At 51.8% G+C, this 19,294-nt stretch carries 13 protein-coding genes and 2 pseudogenes; 7 read left to right on the plus strand and 8 right to left on the minus strand.

Annotated features, from left to right (window positions below; all coding sequences use genetic code 11):
• Positions 1–241: pseudogene (locus EHN07_RS17590) on the plus strand (nicotinamide mononucleotide deamidase-related protein YfaY); the annotation flags it as partial.
• 99 nt (positions 242–340) lie between these two features.
• Here the strand turns inward: EHN07_RS17590 and yfaE are convergent.
• The 4 genes from yfaE to ubiG form a co-directional block, all read right to left on the minus strand.
• Positions 341–595: a class I ribonucleotide reductase maintenance protein YfaE gene (yfaE, locus tag EHN07_RS17595; protein ID WP_124025333.1), complete on the minus strand. Its 255-nt coding sequence runs from the start codon at positions 593–595 to the stop codon at positions 341–343.
• Between the two features lie 3 nt (positions 596–598).
• Positions 599–1,729: a class Ia ribonucleoside-diphosphate reductase subunit beta gene (gene nrdB / locus EHN07_RS17600; RefSeq protein ID WP_124025334.1), complete on the minus strand. Its 1,131-nt coding sequence runs from the start codon at positions 1,727–1,729 to the stop codon at positions 599–601.
• Positions 1,730–1,788: 59 nt separating this feature from the next.
• On the minus strand, positions 1,789–4,074 hold the full coding sequence (nrdA, locus tag EHN07_RS17605; RefSeq protein WP_124025335.1) for a class 1a ribonucleoside-diphosphate reductase subunit alpha: 2,286 nt from the start codon (positions 4,072–4,074) through the stop codon (positions 1,789–1,791).
• Positions 4,075–4,428: 354 nt separating this feature from the next.
• Positions 4,429–5,148: a bifunctional 2-polyprenyl-6-hydroxyphenol methylase/3-demethylubiquinol 3-O-methyltransferase UbiG gene (ubiG, locus tag EHN07_RS17610; RefSeq protein WP_124025336.1), complete on the minus strand. Its 720-nt coding sequence runs from the start codon at positions 5,146–5,148 to the stop codon at positions 4,429–4,431.
• A gap of 148 nt (positions 5,149–5,296) precedes the next feature.
• Here ubiG and gyrA point away from each other — a divergent pair, with 148 nt between their 5' ends.
• Complete coding sequence (gyrA, locus tag EHN07_RS17615) at positions 5,297–7,933, plus strand: DNA topoisomerase (ATP-hydrolyzing) subunit A (protein ID WP_124025337.1); 2,637 nt, start codon at positions 5,297–5,299, stop codon at positions 7,931–7,933.
• Between the two features lie 110 nt (positions 7,934–8,043).
• Positions 8,044–8,430: an ASCH domain-containing protein gene (locus EHN07_RS17620; RefSeq protein ID WP_124025338.1), complete on the plus strand. Its 387-nt coding sequence runs from the start codon at positions 8,044–8,046 to the stop codon at positions 8,428–8,430.
• A gap of 277 nt (positions 8,431–8,707) precedes the next feature.
• On the opposite strand, the gene EHN07_RS17625 is transcribed toward EHN07_RS17620, so the two are convergent.
• Together EHN07_RS17625 and EHN07_RS17630 are read right to left on the minus strand one after the other, a co-directional pair.
• The gene (locus tag EHN07_RS17625) at positions 8,708–9,166 is read right to left on the minus strand and encodes a DMT family transporter (protein ID WP_124025339.1); all 459 of its coding nucleotides are present in this window, start codon (positions 9,164–9,166) and stop codon (positions 8,708–8,710) included.
• Between the two features lie 9 nt (positions 9,167–9,175).
• Positions 9,176–9,610 (minus strand): DMT family transporter, encoded by a 435-nt coding sequence (locus EHN07_RS17630; protein ID WP_124025340.1) that lies wholly within the window; start codon positions 9,608–9,610, stop codon positions 9,176–9,178.
• 96 nt (positions 9,611–9,706) lie between these two features.
• Here EHN07_RS17630 and EHN07_RS17635 point away from each other — a divergent pair, with 96 nt between their 5' ends.
• From EHN07_RS17635 to rcsC, 3 genes and pseudogenes are all read left to right on the plus strand, one after another.
• Positions 9,707–10,642: a LysR family transcriptional regulator gene (locus EHN07_RS17635; protein WP_124025341.1), complete on the plus strand. Its 936-nt coding sequence runs from the start codon at positions 9,707–9,709 to the stop codon at positions 10,640–10,642.
• A 33-nt stretch (positions 10,643–10,675) separates the two neighbouring features.
• A pseudogene (locus tag EHN07_RS17640) lies at positions 10,676–10,908 on the plus strand (IS1-like element transposase); the annotation flags it as partial.
• 69 nt (positions 10,909–10,977) lie between these two features.
• Positions 10,978–13,827 (plus strand): two-component system sensor histidine kinase RcsC, encoded by a 2,850-nt coding sequence (gene rcsC, locus EHN07_RS17645; protein ID WP_124025364.1) that lies wholly within the window; start codon positions 10,978–10,980, stop codon positions 13,825–13,827.
• Between the two features lie 96 nt (positions 13,828–13,923).
• Here rcsC and rcsB read toward each other — a convergent pair whose 3' ends face one another.
• On the minus strand, positions 13,924–14,574 hold the full coding sequence (gene rcsB, locus EHN07_RS17650) for a response regulator transcription factor RcsB (RefSeq protein WP_124025342.1): 651 nt from the start codon (positions 14,572–14,574) through the stop codon (positions 13,924–13,926).
• A gap of 16 nt (positions 14,575–14,590) precedes the next feature.
• Complete coding sequence (gene rcsD, locus EHN07_RS17655) at positions 14,591–17,230, minus strand: phosphotransferase RcsD (protein WP_124025365.1); 2,640 nt, start codon at positions 17,228–17,230, stop codon at positions 14,591–14,593.
• An 881-nt stretch (positions 17,231–18,111) separates the two neighbouring features.
• Between rcsD and EHN07_RS17660 the strand changes: the two genes are divergently transcribed.
• Positions 18,112–19,203 (plus strand): porin OmpC, encoded by a 1,092-nt coding sequence (locus EHN07_RS17660; protein WP_124025343.1) that lies wholly within the window; start codon positions 18,112–18,114, stop codon positions 19,201–19,203.
• Positions 19,204–19,294 lie beyond the last annotated feature (91 nt).

Raw genomic sequence — 19,294 nt, forward strand, 5'->3', positions numbered from 1 at the left:
GGGTAGCGCGCTGGCGCTGGTGGTGGGGGAGCTGGAGGACGATCGCCTGAATTTCGCGCTTCATACGCCACAAGGCAGTTACGGCCTGCAAGTGAAGTTCAGCGTCACCAGCCATGCCCTGCGTACACGCCAGGAAGTCTGCGCGATGATGGCGCTAAATATGCTGCGTCGCTGGCTCAACGGCTGGGATGTGGCGGCTGAACACGGCTGGGTGAATGTGGTTGAGGTGATTCGTGCTTAGTCAGCAACATAGCTAAATGAGCTGGCTGACAAAGAAGGAAAAGCGTGGTTTTCCTTCTTTATGGCAGTCTGAAATGTAACAGGCCTTATCGGAGGCCTTTTACATTTCAATCTCAATATCGCCCTGTGCCTGGCAGCAGCAGGGCAGGATTTCACCGGGCTGGATAAACGCCAGCGGTTCGGTAAGCCACTTGACTTCGCCTGCAAGTAAACGCGTGCGGCAGGAGCCACAATACCCTTCCCGGCACTGGTACTCTACGGCGACCCGGTGAGATTCCAGGGCCGCCAGCAGGGAAGGGTGTTCCTCGTCACACAGGAGCTGTGCTCCGGTGATTCGTAGCGTAATACGACTCATAAATTACAGCTGGAAATCGCTTAAATCGTCGGTATTCACATTCGAATCAATCTGGCCGACCAGATAAGAGCTGACTTCCACTTCCTGCGGTGCCACCTGCACGTTGTCAGACACCAGCCAGGCGTTAATCCAGGGAATAGGGTTTGAACGGGTTTTGAACGGCAGATCGAGGCCAACCGCCTGCATGCGAATGTTGGTAATGTAATCAACATACTGGCAGAGAATATCTTTGTTCAGGCCGATCATTGAACCGTCGCGGAACAGGTAGCTTGCCCACTCTTTTTCCTGCTCGGCAGCCAGCACGAACAGGTCATAGCACTCCTGGCGGCACTCTTGCGCGATTTCCGCCATTTCAGGATCGTCTTCACCGGAACGCATCAGGTTCAGCATGTGCTGCGTTCCGGTCAGGTGCAGCGCTTCATCGCGGGCAATCAGCTTGATGATTTTGGCGTTGCCCTCCATCAGTTCGCGCTCGGCGAAGGCGAAGGAGCAGGCGAAGCTGACGTAGAAGCGAATCGCTTCCAGCGCGTTGACGCTCATCAGGCATAGGTAGAGCTGGCGTTTGAGCGCGCGCAGATTCACGGTCACGGTCTTGCCGTTAACGCTGTGCGTGCCTTCGCCCAGCAGGTGCCAGTAGCTGGTCATCTCAATAAGCGTGTCGTAGTAACCGGAGATATCTTTTGCGCGTTTTAAGATCTCCTGGTTAGTCACGATATCGTCAAACACAATCGCTGGATCGTTAACGATATTACGGATGATATGGGTGTAAGAGCGCGAGTGGATGGTTTCGGAGAACGCCCAGGTTTCTACCCAGGTTTCCAGCTCAGGGATGGAGATCAGCGGCAGCAGGGCCACGTTCGGGCTACGGCCCTGGATGGAGTCCAGCAGCGTCTGGTATTTCAGGTTGCTGATGAAAATGTGTTTTTCGTGATCGGGCAGGGCCTGATAGTCAATGCGGTCGCGGGAGACGTCCACTTCTTCCGGACGCCAGAAGAAGGAGAGTTGTTTTTCGATCAGCTTTTCGAAGATGTCATATTTTTGCTGATCGTAGCGTGCCACGTTAACCGGCTGGCCAAAGAACATTGGCTCAGCGAGCTGATCGTTTTTCGTCTGTGAGAAAGTGGTGTATGCCATGAAATCAAATCCTGTCATGCGTCGAAAAAATCCCCTCAACAAGGTGAGGGGATTTTAAGTTAGATTTTACATGCGCCGCTTTCGCAGCCATCGTCCTGGATAGAAGGCGCCAGGTCGTCTTGCGCATCTTCCGCCCCGTCGCGGGTGTTCTGATAGTAAAGCGTTTTGACACCAAATTTATAGGCGGTGAGCAAATCTTTCAGCAGCTGCTGCATCGGCACTTTGCCAGACGGGAAGCGCGTCGGGTCATAGTTGGTGTTGGCAGAGATCGACTGGTCGATAAACTTCTGCATCAGGCCAACCAGCTGCAGATAACCGTCGTTGTTCGGCAAATCCCACAGCAGCTCATAGCTATCTTTCAGCGTTTCATAATCTGGCACCACCTGGCGCAGAATACCGTCTTTCGACGCTTTAATGCTGATGTGGCCGCGCGGTGGCTCGATACCGTTGGTGGCGTTAGAGATCTGCGACGAGGTTTCAGACGGCATCAGCGCGGAAAGCGTGGAGTTGCGCAGGCCGTGAGTTTTAATCGACTCACGAAGCTGCTCCCAATCCAGATGCAGCGGCTCGTTGCTGATGGCATCCAAATCTTTCTTGTAGGTGTCGATAGGCAGAATGCCTTTGGCATAAGTGGTTTCGTTGAACCACAGGCAAGGGCCTTGCTCTTTAGCCAGCTCATTCGACGCTTTCAGCAGGTAATACTGAATCGCTTCGAAGGTTTTGTGCGTCAGGTTGTTGGCGCTACCGTCGGAATAACGAACGCCATTTTTCGCCAGGTAGTAGGCGAAGTTAATTACGCCTACGCCCAGAGTACGGCGACCCATCGCCCCACGTTTCGCGGCAATAATTGGGTAATCCTGGTAATCCAGCAGCGCATCCAGAGCGCGTACCGCCAGAATCGCCAGCTCTTCGAGTTCATCGAGGCTTTCGATTGCGCCCAGGTTGAATGCCGACAGCGTACACAGTGCAATTTCACCGTCTTCGTCGTTGATGTCATTCATTGGTTTGGTCGGCAGCGCGATTTCCAGGCACAGGTTAGACTGGCGAACTGGCGCGATAGCCGGATCGAACGGGCTGTGGGTGTTGCAGTGGTCAACGTTCTGAATATAGATACGGCCAGTTGACGCACGTTCTTGCATCATCAGCGAGAACAGCTCCACGGCTTTCACGCGCTGTTTACGGATGCTGTCGTCTTTCTCGTATTGGGTGTACAGCTGCTCGAATTTGTCCTGATCGGCAAAGAAGGCGTCGTACAGGCCTGGGACGTCAGACGGGCTGAACAGGGTGATGTCTTCGCCTTTCAATAAACGGGTGTACATCAGTTTGTTGATTTGCACGCCGTAATCCATGTGGCGCACGCGGTTGCCTTCAACGCCGCGGTTGTTTTTCAGCACCAGCAGGCTTTCCACTTCCAGGTGCCACATCGGGTAGAACAGCGTCGCCGCGCCGCCGCGCACGCCGCCCTGGGAGCAGGATTTCACCGCGGTCTGGAAGTGTTTGTAGAACGGGATACAGCCGGTATGGAAGGCTTCGCCGCCGCGGATTGGGCTGCCCAGCGCACGGATACGACCGGCGTTGATGCCGATGCCCGCACGTTGGGAGACATACTTCACAATCGCGCTGGAAGTGGCGTTAATCGAGTCCAGGCTGTCGCCGCACTCGATCAGTACGCAAGAGCTGAACTGGCGAGTGGGGGTGCGCACGCCGGACATAATCGGCGTAGGCAGAGAAATTTTGAACAGGGAAACCGCATCGTAAAAACGCTTCACATAGCCCAGACGGGTTTCACGCGGGTAGCCTGAGAACAGGCACGCGGCAACCAGAATATAGAGGAACTGGGCGCTTTCGTAGATTTCGCCGGTAACGCGGTTCTGCACCAGGTACTTACCTTCGAGCTGTTTAACCGCCGCGTAGGAGAAGCTCATGTCGCGTTCATGGTCGAGATAATCGTCCATCTGCCTGAACTCTTCTTCCGTGTAGTCTTCCAGCAGATGTCTATCGTATTTGCCCATCTCAACCATTTTCACCACATGGTTATAGAGTTTAGGCGGCTCGAATTCGCCGTAAGCTTTTTTGCGCAGATGGAAAACCGCCAGGCGTGCGGCCAGGTACTGGTAATCAGGCGCTTCGCGAGAAATTAAATCCGCTGCCGCTTTGATAATGGTTTCATGAATATCAGAGGTCTTGATGCCGTCATAAAACTGGATGTGCGAGCGCAGTTCAACCTGTGAAACGGAGACGTTATTTAAGCCTTCGGCGGCCCAGTCCAGAACTCGATGGATTTTATCCAGATCGATACGCTCGGTGCGACCGTCACGTTTTGTAACCAGCAGACTGTGATTCATGTGAGTGTGTACCTGTCCGTGAAATGAAAAATGCCCCATTCATCCACAGGTGGCCTCTAGTGGCTGCTCTTGTGGGTAAGTACTATATGTAGGGGGTTGTGGAATGCGTGAACGCTATATGGTGAGTATTCTAGTAATTAATCGGCTGAGAACAAGTATTGATTTCGGGACGAATTTAAGGTTGTGACAAGCGGAATTTCGCGCAGTCCACGCCACATAAGGCCTGTGACAATTGTCAATGGGATGCGAAAAAAATGATATTTTTGATCGAGTGCTGATTTCTTCGGCTTAATGGATAATTGCGCAACTTGATGCTGCGCAATTTTCATCAGATTAGATTATGGCAAGGCAGGATCAGCCCTGGGTATGCAGCATATAGTTAACGTCAACGCCCGGCGCAAGCTTAAAGGTATTGGTTAGCGGGTTGAAATGCAGCCCGGTCATATGACGCTCGCGCAGCTGTGTGTCATCAACCCAGGCCAGAAGCTCTGCGGGTTTGATAAACTTTTTAACGTCGTGGGTGCCTTTTGGCACCATGTGCAGAACGTATTCTGCGCCAACTACCGCCATCAGCCAGGATTTGCCATTGCGGTTAAGCGTGGAGAAAAAGACGTGGCCGCCCGGTTTCACCAGTTTTGCGCAGGCGGTGACGACCGATTTCGGATCGGGAACGTGCTCCAGCATCTCCATGCAGGTCACCACGTCATACTTTGCGGCGCATTTATCGGCGTGCTGCTCAACGGTTTCCTGAACGTAGTCCACCTGAATACCGCTTTCCAGCGCATGCAGCCTGGCGACCTGTAACGGCTCGAACCCCATATCCAGCCCGGTGACGTTCGCCCCTTCGCGCGCCATGCTCTCCGCCAGAATCCCACCGCCGCAGCCGACATCAAGCACCGTTTTGCCAAATAATCCGCCCGCCCGCTGGTTGATATAACCCAGGCGCAGCGGGTTGATGCGGTGCAGAGGCTTAAACTCGCCCTCTAAGTCCCACCAGCGTGAGGCGACGGCTTCGAATTTGGCGATTTCATTATGGTCGACGTTCTGGATAACCGGTTGGTTTTCGGCATTCATGGGGCTACTCACTCCTTGCTCGTTTCGTGGCGGGAGTATATCAGCCAATTCTCCGCAGGCGAATGTGTTCTGGTTTCCCCACGGCGGGCCGCTTGTGTTATAATTTGCGACCTTTGAATCCGGGACACAGTAGAGGGATAGCGGATACATGAGCGACCTTGCCAGAGAAATTACACCGGTCAACATTGAGGAAGAGCTAAAGAGCTCATATCTGGATTACGCGATGTCGGTGATTGTCGGCCGCGCACTGCCAGATGTCCGCGATGGACTCAAGCCGGTACACCGTCGCGTACTTTACGCCATGAACGTATTGGGCAATGACTGGAATAAAGCGTACAAAAAATCCGCCCGTGTTGTTGGTGACGTAATCGGTAAATATCACCCCCATGGTGATACCGCTGTTTATGACACTATCGTGCGTATGGCGCAGCCATTCTCATTGCGTTACATGTTGGTAGATGGCCAGGGTAACTTCGGTTCTGTGGACGGTGACTCCGCCGCTGCGATGCGTTATACGGAAATCCGTATGTCGAAAATCGCTCACGAGCTGATGGCCGATCTCGAAAAAGACACGGTTGATTTCGTCGATAACTACGACGGAACCGAGCGCATTCCTGATGTTATGCCAACCAAAATTCCTAACCTGCTGGTTAACGGTTCGTCCGGTATCGCAGTCGGGATGGCAACCAACATCCCGCCCCATAACATCACTGAAGTGATCAACGGCTGCCTCGCGTTTATTGAAGACGAGAACATTAGCGTTGAAGGGTTAATGGAACACATCCCAGGCCCTGACTTCCCAACTGCCGCTATCATCAATGGCCGTCGTGGCATTGAAGAAGCGTACCGTACCGGCCGCGGTAAAATTTACATCCGCGCGCGCGCGGAAGTAGAAGCCGATGCCAAAACGGGCCGCGAAACCATCATCGTTCACGAAATTCCCTACCAGGTTAACAAAGCGCGCCTGATTGAGAAAATCGCCGAGCTGGTGAAAGACAAGCGCGTTGAGGGCATCAGCGCCCTGCGTGACGAGTCTGATAAAGACGGCATGCGCATTGTTATCGAAATCAAACGCGATGCGGTGGGCGAAGTGGTGCTGAATAATCTTTATTCGCAGACTCAGCTACAGACTTCCTTCGGCATCAATATGGTGGCGCTGCATCAGGGCCAGCCGAAGATCATGAACCTGAAAGATATTCTTTCGGCGTTCGTGCGTCACCGTCGTGAAGTGGTGACGCGTCGTACCATTTTTGAACTGCGTAAAGCGCGCGACCGTGCGCACATCCTCGAAGGTCTGGCCATTGCGCTGGCGAACATCGACCCGATCATCGAGCTGATTCGCCACTCGCCAAATGCGGCAGAAGCGAAAGCTGGCCTGATTGCCCGTTCATGGGATCTGGGCAACGTTTCGGCGATGCTGGAACGTGCGGGCGATGATGCCGCGCGTCCAGAGTGGCTGGAGCCAGAGTTCGGTATTCGTGACGGCCAGTATTTCCTGACCGAGCAGCAAGCCCAGGCGATTCTGGATCTGCGTTTGCAGAAACTGACCGGCCTTGAGCACGAAAAACTGCTCGACGAGTACAAAGAGCTGCTGGAGCAGATCGCTGAGTTACTGCACATTCTGGGCAGCGCCGAGCGTCTGATGGAAGTGATCACCGAAGAGCTGGAAGCCATGCGCGATCAGTTCGGCGATAAGCGTCGTACTGAGATCACCGCCAATACCTCTGATATCAACATTGAAGATTTGATCAACCGCGAAGATGTGGTTGTGACGCTATCCCATCAGGGCTATGTGAAATATCAGCCGCTAACCGACTACGAAGCGCAGCGTCGTGGCGGTAAAGGTAAATCCGCAGCACGTATTAAAGAAGAAGATTTTATCGACCGCCTGTTGGTTGCCAATACCCACGACACCATTCTGCTGTTCTCCAGCCGCGGACGTCTGTACTGGATGAAGGTTTATCAGCTGCCGGAAGCGAGCCGCGGCGCGCGTGGACGTCCAATCGTCAACCTGCTGCCGCTGGAAGCGAACGAACGCATCACGGCGATTCTGCCGGTGCGTGAATACGCCGAAGGCGTTAACGTGTTTATGGCTACCGCCAGCGGTACCGTGAAGAAAACCGCGTTGACCGACTTCAGCCGTCCACGTTCTGCGGGCATCATCGCCGTGAACCTGAACGAAGGTGACGAGCTGATCGGTGTTGATTTGACCGACGGCAGCAACGAAGCCATGCTGTTCTCGGCGGCTGGTAAAGTGGTGCGCTTCAAAGAAGACGCCGTTCGTACCATGGGTCGTACCGCAACAGGCGTGCGCGGTATCAAGCTTGCGGGCGAAGACAAAGTCGTTTCCTTAATTATTCCGCGCGGTGAAGGTTCAATCCTGACCGTGACGCAGAATGGTTACGGTAAGCGCACGGCGGCCGATGAGTATCCGACCAAGTCGCGTGCCACTCAGGGCGTTATCTCCATTAAAGTCACCGAGCGTAACGGCAGCGTGGTTGGCGCGGTGCAGGTGGAAGATACCGACCAGATCATGATGATTACCGATGCCGGTACTCTGGTGCGTACTCGCGTTTCCGAAGTGAGCGTGGTTGGCCGTAACACCCAGGGCGTGATCCTCATCCGTACCGCGGAAGATGAAAACGTGGTGGGTCTGCAACGTGTTGCAGAGCCGGTCGACGAAGAAGAGCTGGATGCTATCGACGGTAGCGTTGCCGAAGGTGATGATGAAATCGCACCGGAAGCAGACAGTGATGAAGCCGCGGACGACGAAGCGGACGAATAATCCGGATTGTCGTTTGATATGATTCATCTTAAAACGCCTGATGCCTTGCATCGGGCGTTTTGTATTTTACTATCAGGTGTCGACCTGATTTAACGGATAAAGGTAAAACTATGGCCATTCCTGAAAAGTATGAAGATGTAGAGCGTTGGGCATTCGGTGATACAGAGCAGCAGGCCGATGAGCTGGCTAAATTGGTATTGGACGGCGTGAAAACGGCTACCTGTGCCAATCTGGATGGCGAGGGCATTGCACAGCCGGGGGATATTTTTGTGGTGGTGGACGGCAAGAATAAGCCGGTTTGCGCGATAGAGTTGACCACGGTGGAGATGACCACTTTCGAGCAGGTCAATGAAGCTCATGCTCTGGCAGAAGGTGAGGGCGACCGCAGTCTGGCTTACTGGCGTCGCGAGCATCAACGCTTTTTTGAAGAATACGATCTGTTCTCACCGGATATGACCCTGGTGCTGATGCACTTTAAGATTAGCGAAAAGTTCTGAACGTAATAGCTTGCGATCCGATAAATACAGGCCACCATTACGGCAATCTTGTAGGGAGCCTGTACCTAAATTTAGGTAATGGTCATATTTTGTTTTTTTAGCCGGGCGCTGCCGGATATAACGGACTCTCTGGCTTCCAGAATTAATCATCACTTTCAGATGCTCCAGTCTGCATCTTGCGGTTTATTCGTTATATCCGGTATTTCACAATGCGATTGCGTCAGTAATCAGCGTAAGTCCATGGGCTTAGTCACTTTTTGTTTACAGACGGCGCTTCTTATTTTGCCAAAGTGTTAGCTTTATTGCTGGAGTAGATGAAGAAAAGGGCGATGCCCAGGCAAATCACCGCACCAAGGCGGCTCATTGAAAAGTGAATGACCTCGTTGCCTAACCAGCCAAAATTATCAATAAGCATACTCATTGCCAGTTGACCAAAAATGACCGCAACCGTGGCAACAGCCGCACCAATACGCTGAACAGCCAGGACCATCACGACGATGTAAGGAACACCACAAAATGCGCCAAGCAACTGCCATTTCGGCACGTCCAACAAGGTCAGGGCATGCTTTGGTTCAAAGAAGAAAATGAGCAGCGCCGTCACCAGTGCGCCTACGGAGAACGTCAGAAATGCACTGCGAAACACGCCAACCTGAGATCCTAATTTGCCATTAATTGCCGCCTGCATGCTCAGAACCGCACCGCCGATGACAGCCAGAATAATCATTACTATATTCATAGAGTTACCTCAGATTTTTGCCACAAGGAATAGCGCGGCAATAATAAATATCAGCGCAATAATACGTTTGCTGTCAATTTTCCGATGGGCAGTCCCAAACAGGGCGTAGTGGTCAATCATCAGACTCTTGAAAACCTGTCCTGCCAGAATGCCAATCATCGTCATCGCAATGCCGATGCTGGGAACTGCAACCGTCAGGATAACGACGTAAATCGGGCCAAGGATGCCCCCCAGCAGAGTCCATGATGGCTGAGTAAAAAATGAAGCGCTGTTGCGTGGGCTAAAGAACAGCATCAACAGAAATGTGAGCGCAGCACCCACGCCGAAAATACTAAATGTTGCCCACAGGTCTCCAACCTCGCTTCCCAGCGGTCCCAATAACCCAGCTTCAACAGATAGCCCCATCCCGCCCGCAATAACGAGTAATATCAATATAAGCTGCATATAACACTCTCCGGTAATTTGGCCCGGGATCGTATAGCAGCGAGCTATAATGAAAAACGGTATAATTCAGGAAACACTTTTGCAGGAATCAGAATAATGTACGATCCTGGTGCCATAAATTTTCGCACGCTGATATTTTTTATCGGTGTATTTGAGGAACAGAGCTTCTCTGTTGTAGCAAGACGTGAAGGAGTTTCAGCGTCGATGATCTCACGTGTGATTCTTCAACTTGAAGACACGCTTGGGCAGCAGCTTTTTTATCGCAATACCCGAGCAGTTATTCCTACGGAAGCGGGCAGACTCTTCATTGATTATGCCCGGACAATGACTGACCAACTGAGCGAAGCCCGCAAAGAGATGCTGGACAGATCCCTGGAACCCTCAGGGCTAATTAGAATTAACGCGCCTGTGTTCTTTGGCCAGCGCCATATTGCGCCCTGGCTTACCGCTCTTTCAGCCCGCTACCCACGATTGCTGATTGAATTGACACAGACGGATGATTATATCGACCCGCTCAAAGATGCCTCTGACCTGATTTTCAGAATTGGCACACTAACCGATTCCACTTTCCATGCCCGTATATTTGGAACCCAGCGTTATCATCTGGTTGCCTCACCTGGCTATATAGAAAAATATGGCAATCCAGAATTACCTGCCGAACTCCATCAACATAAATGCCTGGTTTACAAAGGATCATCTGGCCCGAATCGTTGGCTATTCAGGGAACCCGGCGGCAGCTGGACTCACTATCCTGTTGCTGGCTTACTCATTTCCAATAACGCTGAATCCTTACTTACCAGTGCGCAGGGAGGTATGGGAATGGTTCTTTTTCCTGACTGGCTTATTGGCGACAGTCTTAAAAAGGGTCTGCTTGTCAGAGTTATGGGCGGATTCGAGGCCGCGATTAAAACTGAGCCACAGCATGTTGCCGCCATCTATCCCAACGCGCGGCACCCTCCGTTAAATGTACGGGCAGTGATTGATTATTTCGTGGAAGTTTACGGTTCGCCGCTTTACTGGCAGTTTGACTGAGCATGTTTGCGTGCTAGTGCATTTGCTCGCATTCGCGCCTGCCACCCGGGAATGAAAGAGCAAATCATTGATCTTGTCATGAACCACTCAGGTATCCGTGATACCGCACGGGCGTTGCATATCAGTATTAATGCTGTTGTGCGCACCTTAAAAAACTCTCGCCGCGATGTGTCACTACGCTGCTGGACAACCTGCAAATCCAGCTTATCGGCGAAGTCGATGAAATAGGGCCATTTGTGGGCAATAAGAAGCAGCCGCGCTGGTTGCGGGCCGCCATTTTTGCGGCTACCTTAACGGCATCCAACGTTTGGCCATTTTCCACGATCGGGCTCAATTTGAAATATCTTGTCTCTTTTCGCACCACGCTAAAAGTCTCCCGCTACCTGTTTCGGGCCCTGGCTTTATTACTCTGGCTGCTGGTTGCGCTCTTTTCGGTGTTCTATATCGTGAATGCCCTGCACCAAAAAGAGTCGGAAATTCGTCAGGAGTTTAATATCAGCTTCGACCAGGCGCAGCGCTATATCCAGCGTACGTCTGATGTGGTGAAAGAGCTGAAGTACATCGCGGAAAATCGCCTTACCGCCAGCAACGGCGTGTTACCGGCGGTGGAAAATGAAGACAATAGAGTCGATCCTCCGAACTTTATGCCGTTATTCCCGGATTCTGACTGCTCGGCGGTTAGCTCCAGCTGGCGCTCTTCTTTGCAGTCGCTGGCGTGGTTTCTGCGCTACTGGCGGGACAACTTCTCCGCGGCCTACGATCTTAATCGCGTCTTCTTAATTGGCGGCGACAATCTGTGCATGGCGGATTTTGGCCTGCGTGAGATGCCGCTGGAGCGCGAAAAGGCGCTGAAAACGCTGCACGCGCGCATTATGAAGTACCGCAACGCGCCTCAGGACGAGCGCAGTAATAGCATCTACTGGATTGGCCAGGGTTCGCGCCCGGGGATTGGCTATTTCTATACCCTGACGCCGGTTTATCTGGCTAATCGCCTGCAGGCGCTGCTGGGGATAGAGCAAACCATCCGTATGGAAAACTTCCTGTCACCGGGTTCAATGCCGATTGGCGTGACGATTCTCGATGAAAACAGCCACCCGCTGATCTCCCTGACCGGCCCGGAAACGCGTATTCAGCCCGATGAAAAATGGCTGCAGGAGCGCTCATGGTTTGGCTATACCGCGGGCTTTAAGCAATTTATTCTCAAGAAAAACTTGCCGCCGTCATCGATGAGCGTGGTCTATTCGGTACCCGTGGATATGGTGCTGGAAAGTATCCGCATGCTGATCCTCAATGCGCTACTGCTGAATATTCTGGTTGGGGTGGTGCTGTTTACCCTGGCGCGCATGTATGAAAAACGGATATTTATTCCGGCGGAAAACGATGCCCTGCGCCTTGAAGAGCACGAGCAGTTCAATCGCAAAATCGTGGCCTCGGCGCCGGTTGGCATCTGTATTCTGCGTACTCAGGACGGAACCAATATTCTGAGTAATGAGCTGGCACATAACTACCTCAATATGCTGACCCATGAAGACCGGCAGCGGCTGACGCAAATTATTTGCGGCCAGCAGGTTAACTTTGTTGACGTGCTGACCAGCAGCCATACCAATCTGCAGATAAGCTTTGTTCATTCGCGCTATCGTAACGAAAACGTGGCGATTTGCGTGCTGGTGGATGTCAGCGCGCGCGTCAAAATGGAAGAGTCGCTACAGGAAATGGCGCAGGCCTCTGAGCAGGCGAGCCAGTCAAAATCGATGTTCCTTGCCACCGTCAGCCATGAGCTGCGTACCCCGCTGTACGGGATTATCGGGAACCTGGATTTGCTGCAGACCAAAGAGTTGCCGAAAGGAGTGGATCGCCTGGTGACGGCGATGAATAACTCTTCCAGCCTGTTGCTGAAAATCATCAGCGATATTCTCGACTTCTCAAAAATAGAATCTGAGCAGTTAAAAATAGAGCCGCGTGAGTTTTCACCGCGCGAGGTGATGAGCCACATCACCGCGAACTATCTGCCGCTGGTGGTGCGTAAACAGCTCGGCCTGTACTGCTTTATTGAACCGGATGTGCCGCTGACGCTGCAGGGCGACCCGATGCGTTTACAGCAGGTGATTTCCAACTTGCTCAGTAACGCCATCAAATTTACCGATATCGGCTGCATTGTTCTGCATGTCAGCGTGCAGGGCGATTACCTCTCTTTACGCGTGCGCGATACGGGCGTGGGCATTCCGGCTAAAGAGGTCACGCGCCTGTTCGACCCGTTCTTCCAGGTGGGCACTGGCGTGCAGCATAACTTCCAGGGCACCGGCCTGGGGCTGGCCATCTGCGAGAAATTAATCAGCATGATGGATGGCGATATTTCGGTTGATACCGAAGTGGGCATGGGCAGCCAGTTTACGATCCGTATTCCTTTATATGGCGCCAGGTATGCCGAACAGGCGCAGGTGGAAGGGCTGGTAAATAAGCGCTGCTGGCTGGCCGTGCGCAATGCTTCGCTAAACCATTTTCTGGAAACTTTGCTGCTCAGAAACTCGTTTGATGTCCGACAGTATCAGGGCGAAACGCCGGACAGCGACGATATTCTGATTGCCGATAATGAGCTGGAAAAAGAGTGGGAAGGGCGTGCGGCGATCGTTTTCTGCCGTCGCCATATCGGTATTCCGATAGAGGCTTCACCGCGCCGCTGGCTGCATAGCCTCGCAGCACCTCACGATATTATGCTGTTGCTGGGCCGGATCTATAGCGTTACGGTTAACCTGCCGGGCAGCGATACCGAAGCGCCGGTTTCCACCAGCAATGAAGAACGCAATGATGACATGATGATCCTGGTGGTTGACGATCATCCTATCAACCGTCGCCTGCTGGCAGATCAGCTGGGATCGCTAGGCTACCAGTGCAAAACGGCAAACGACGGTGTCGATGCGCTCAATGTGCTGAGTAAGAACCACATTGATATTGTGCTAAGCGACGTCAACATGCCGAACATGGACGGCTACCGCCTGACGCAGCGCATTCGCCAGTTGGGCTTAACCCTGCCGGTCGTGGGCGTGACGGCAAATGCGCTGGCCGAAGAGAAGCAGCGCTGTATTGAGTCGGGGATGGATAGCTGCCTGTCCAAACCGGTAACGCTCGAGATCCTCAGGAAGACGGTCGATCTTTATGCGGCGCGGGTGCGTAACGGACGGAAGTAAAAGATAAAAAAAGTGGATGCCGCTGATGCGCATCCACCTTATCTGAACCTTGCTTTCTTGTGCGTCGGACTAGCGTAAGCGGCATCCGATACTGGCTTACTCTTTGTCAGCCGGCGACAGGCTCACCGAGGAGAGATAGTTCAGCAGGGCGATATCATTTTCAACACCCAGCTTCATCATGGCTGATTTTTTCTGGCTGCTGATGGTTTTGATGCTGCGGTTGAGCTTACGGGCGATCTCCGTCACCAGGAAACCTTCCGCGAACAGGCGCAGCACTTCGCTCTCTTTAGGCGACAAACGCTTATCGCCATAGCCACCCGCGCTGATTTTTTCCAGCAGGCGGGAAACGCTCTCCGGGGTGAATTTTTTACCTTTCTGCAACGCGGCCAGCGCTTTTGGTAAGTCGGTTGGCGCGCCTTGCTTGAGTACAATCCCTTCGATATCAAGCTCTAATACCGCGCTCAAAATAGCCGGGTTATTGTTCATGGTCAGAACGATTATCGAAAGGTGAGGGAAGTGACGCTTGATATATTTGATAAGCGTAATGCCGTCGCCATATTTGTCGCCGGGCATTGAGAGATCGGTTATCAAAACATGCGCATCAAGCTTTGGCAGATTAGTGATAAGCGCTGTGGAATCTTCAAATTCACCGACAACATTCACCCACTCGATCTGCTCGAGAGATTTACGAATGCCGAACAGGACAATCGGATGGTCGTCGGCAATAATTACGTTCATACTGTTCATCTAATAGGCTACCTTGCTACAGCAAACTTTTGACGTAAGCGTCAATATCGCTGGTATATTTTTGTATGTTGGCAGCATCACTTTCACGAATGTGATGCTCTAACGTTTCACATAACTGCTTGCCTGGTACCAGATTGAGCATGGCGAACACCCCTTTTAAACGGTGTGCGGTTTGCGCCAGCGCGGCGAAATCGTGCGCTGCAGCTTCAGTATACAATCTCCTAACATCTTCCGGTACCGTATCAACAAACAGCGCGTAATAGCCGCTGGCGTGAAGCTGGGCATTTTCATCGCCGCCCAGCGGCGACGCGGAAATGCCTTCCTGCGCCAGCTGCTCTTCTATCAGCTGTAGCACCGCATCCTGCATGGCATTACTGATATTAAAATTCACCCGGAACTGGCCCGGGCCAAGCTTACGCATTCCGTTCTCATCATCGCTTAAAAGCAAACCGGAAGATGTAAGATTAGACGGATTATCGGTCAGGAAGATATCAAACTCTTGACTGGCCAGTCTTTCATCGGGGGTGATGCAGTGAGCCCCCCAGTTTTCCAGCTGGCGGGTCACAATATTGCGCACCTCATTGGCGGTGATATCAACCATCGCCACCACATCATCAAGCAGTTTTTCTTCCTGCTCCTCATGCTGGGGTTCGGCTGCCATGCAGATGTGCAGGTGGTAGCGGGTACCAATTCCCGCGCGGGTTTTGATATTCAGATACCCGCCCAGCTTACGCGACAGACGATCGCATAAATAAAACGTTAAGCCGTTAGCACGCCCGTAACGATCTTCGCTGGTTTCGTTAAGGAACGGGAAGTGGAGATTATCGACTTCGCCCGCGCTAATGCCTTCGCCGGTATCCAGAATACGGAACAGCAGACGCTCGGGCCCGGACTCTTCTTCGCTGATATCCAGGGTGATTTTGCCAATCTGGGTAGTGGTCACGGAATAATGCAGCAGCAGCTGTAGTACTTTACGCAATGCTTCCCGGTCGCCGTGACGCTCTTCATCAGCCGCCAGATGATTGTTAATCAACAGCTGTAAACCCTTACGTTTGATAATCGGCAGCATCTCAAGCACGACTTCATCAATTAGCGGCTGGATAGCGAACCGGGCGGCGCTGGTTTTCCAGCTATCGGTTTCCAGCGTATTGAGCAGCTGGATCTCTTCCACCAGGCGCACCATGCTTTGCGCTTCATTCGCAACTGTGCGCGCCTCAGGGGTATTGAGCGCGCTGGCATGCTCGGCGATATTTTTCACCGGCCGCTGCAGCGCTTCGCCAATGTTCTGCATAAAGGCCATACGCCCCTGCTGATTCTTTTCATACAGGCGCTGAGCCTGCTTTAGCTTTTTGTTCACCAGGATCTCTCTGTCCTGGTCGCGAATCACAAAGATCTGCGTACGCGAGGCAATCTGGCTACGGAACTGGCGAATTTCATACAGTTCGTTATTGATGGTCGCCTGGATCACGCCCTGGTGCTGTTCAGCCATCGCAATGATGTTTTGCAGATTCAGGTGCGGCAGCAGGTGGTCGGCAATCTTATTGCTGATGACCGTACGGTTTGAATCCAGATCGTGTACCAGCAGGCCCAGCGGTAATTGCGCGACAATCTCTTCATTTAACGCGCGCAGAATTTGTAATTCGCCATTGCCGTTTGGGGCGTCAACAGGACGCGCAGCCTGCTGACGGAAAGTCGTGAAGCCAAACAGCGCCAGCACCAGCAGGCCGATATTAAGCAGCAGCGGCAATAAAATATTCTGCAAGGTATCCATCAGCAGGGTGCCGAGTGGAACCTGCCAGACCAGGCGCAGATGGGTGGTAGCAAGCGGGGAGGCTATTTCAATCCTGGCACCGTTAAAATTAATGGTGATGCTGTCGGGTCCCTCTTTTTCTGCGCCGTTGGCCACGGCGGGAACATCACGAGCCTCCAGGCGGAAGCTATCGAGCGACATACCCGGCGGTATTAAATCATTGATGGGCAAATCAAATGCCACGACGGTTGCCAGATGTCCCGGCTGATTAAAGGTAGTCCGCAGGGTAAAGTAGTAGCCGTTTTGCCAGGCAAGGTGGCGCAGCTGGGAAAAACTTTCCCTTTCATCCAGCGCGTTTGCCTGCTGGAGCATTTCAGCGCGGCGGGAATCAGCGATTAAACTCACCCCGTTTTCTTTCAGGCCAGATGAAAGGTCTTTTAACGGCAGGGTGGAGACCAGGATCATGCTGTTATCCTGCCCGTTTAAATAGTACATCGACCACGGGTTGTTTTCGGCCCCCCACAGCGTATCAAGATAAGTTGAGATGCGTTGTGTCATATCAAGCGTGGAGCCGTCGTGGGAGCCAAAGATCAGCGCTTCGGTTTTGCGGCGCGGTTTCTCCAGATAGTAAACATCCTGACGCAGGCGAGTTTCCTGTAAACCGTCGCTTGCCGGGGCCGTTGAAACGGCAATATTGTCATAAATCTGCCAGGTGGCGTAACGATAGGTATCAACCCGCTTGTGCAGCGCATGGGTGATATCGACAATCTGATAGCTCTTATCTTTAAGCCAGGTGTTGACGGCGCTTTGTACCATGACGCCCATGGCAACCAGCAGCACGACTATCAATAACAGGAAGAAGCGCGTGATATTGCCGGGAATAAGCGAAAATTTATTAGGGATCATACGGTCTGACTGACTCATTGTTAGCGCGCAACCCGGCGAGCATTCGCCACTTAAAAAAAATCCATAGCTCTGCAAGGCAAGCCGGCAGGCATATCGCTGTTAGCAATTAAACCAACGCATCCTTAGCAAGGATACCTGTAACCCGCGCCGGCGTCATCGTTTCAGTCCTGAAAACTCAACGAGTATAATTCGAAATCGCTACTTTTCCAGACTATTGATAAGTAGTCAAAATAACGCCAGTGGCCGAGGATATTTCCATCAACCTGGCGGAGTAATTTTGTACAAATTAATTTTCCCTGTACAACTATTTCTTATGAAATCATTGTCTATTTAGGTTGGCTTTTTTAAGAAAGTTCTCAAAATAACGTCAAGTTTTTCTATAAGCGCAGCGGGGGATTTGTTAATAGATGTTATTTATTTGCATGGAGTAGCACAAAACGATGCGGCGTGAGGTAAAGAAAGGTAAAAAAAACCGGATGCAAGCATCCGGTGGAAATTAGGGATAAACAGACATTCAAACCTGAATGACGGTAATAAATAACTTAATGATGATAGCGAGGGTTATTTTATAGAAAGCTAAGAGTTGTGTTTTATCATTCAGTGCTACCGCTATTTATTTTTGTAACCTATTGATTTTAATTGAGAGTATATTTATTTTGACGATTTGTGCTTATATTATTGTCTTTTTGTGCGGAAAAAAGTTCCCTTGAAATTACATTTTGAAACATCTCAGTGGATAAATGAAACATCTCCGTGGTTTTAGTATCATATTCGGATTGGATTAATCCGTATTTGTTTTGGACAATGATTTAGCCGACTGATTAGTAAATTAATCAGTAAGCAGTGGTATATAAAAAGGCATATAACAGAGGGTTAATAACATGAAAGTTAAAGTACTGTCCCTCCTGGTTCCAGCATTGCTGGTAGCAGGCACCGCTCATGCGGCCGAAATTTATAACAAAGACGGCAACAAATTAGATCTGTACGGTAAAGTCGATGGTTTGCATTACTTCTCCGATGATAAAGGTGCAGACGGCGATCAGTCTTACATCCGTCTCGGCTTTAAAGGCGAAACCCAGGTGAATGACCAGCTGACCGGTTACGGCCAGTGGGAATACAACGTTCAGGCTAACAATACCGAAGATAGCAGCGATCAGGCGTGGACTCGTCTTGGCTTCGCAGGTATTCGCGTGACTGACTTTGGCTCATTCGATTACGGCCGTAACTATGGCGTGGTTTACGACGTTACCTCCTGGACCGACGTGCTGCCAGAGTTCGGCGGCGATACTTACGGTTCTGATAACTTCATGCAGCAGCGTGCTAACGGTCTGGCAACTTACCGTAACACCGACTTCTTTGGTCTGGTTGATGGCCTGAACTTTGCCGTTCAGTATCAGGGTAAAAACGGCAGCGTTTCTGGCGAAGGTTCCACTCAAAACGGCCGTGGCGCTCTGAAACAGAACGGTGACGGCGTCGGCGGCTCCCTGACTTACGATCTGGGCGAAGGCTTCGGTATCGGTTCAGCGATTTCCAGCTCCAAGCGTACTACTGACCAGAACAACATGGCTGTAGGCGAAGGCGATCGCGCTGAAACTTACACCGGCGGTCTGAAATATGACGCTAACAACATCTATCTGGCTACTCAGTACACCCAGACTTACAACGCCACTCGCGCGGGTGACCTGGGCTTTGCAAATAAAGCACAGAACTTTGAAGTGGTGGCACAGTACCAGTTCGACTTTGGTCTGCGTCCTTCCGTGGCTTACCTGCAGTCTAAAGGTAAAGACATCGAAGGCTATGGCGACCAGGATCTGGTTAAATATGTTGATGTTGGCGCGACTTACTACTTCAACAAAAACATGTCCACCTACGTTGATTACAAAATCAACCTGCTGGATGAAAACGACTTCACTCGTGCCGCAGGCGTCGGTACTGACGACGTCGTAGGCGTGGGTCTGGTTTACCAGTTCTAATTCCTGCATAAGCAGTGTGAGTTGTAACAGGCGCCTCCGGGCGCTTTTTTACGTCTGAACCCTCAACAATCTTCACTTTTAAGCCAATTTT

The sequence above is a fragment of the Buttiauxella warmboldiae genome (assembly GCF_003818135.1).
GTDB classification, from domain to species: Bacteria; Pseudomonadota; Gammaproteobacteria; order Enterobacterales; family Enterobacteriaceae; genus Buttiauxella; species Buttiauxella warmboldiae.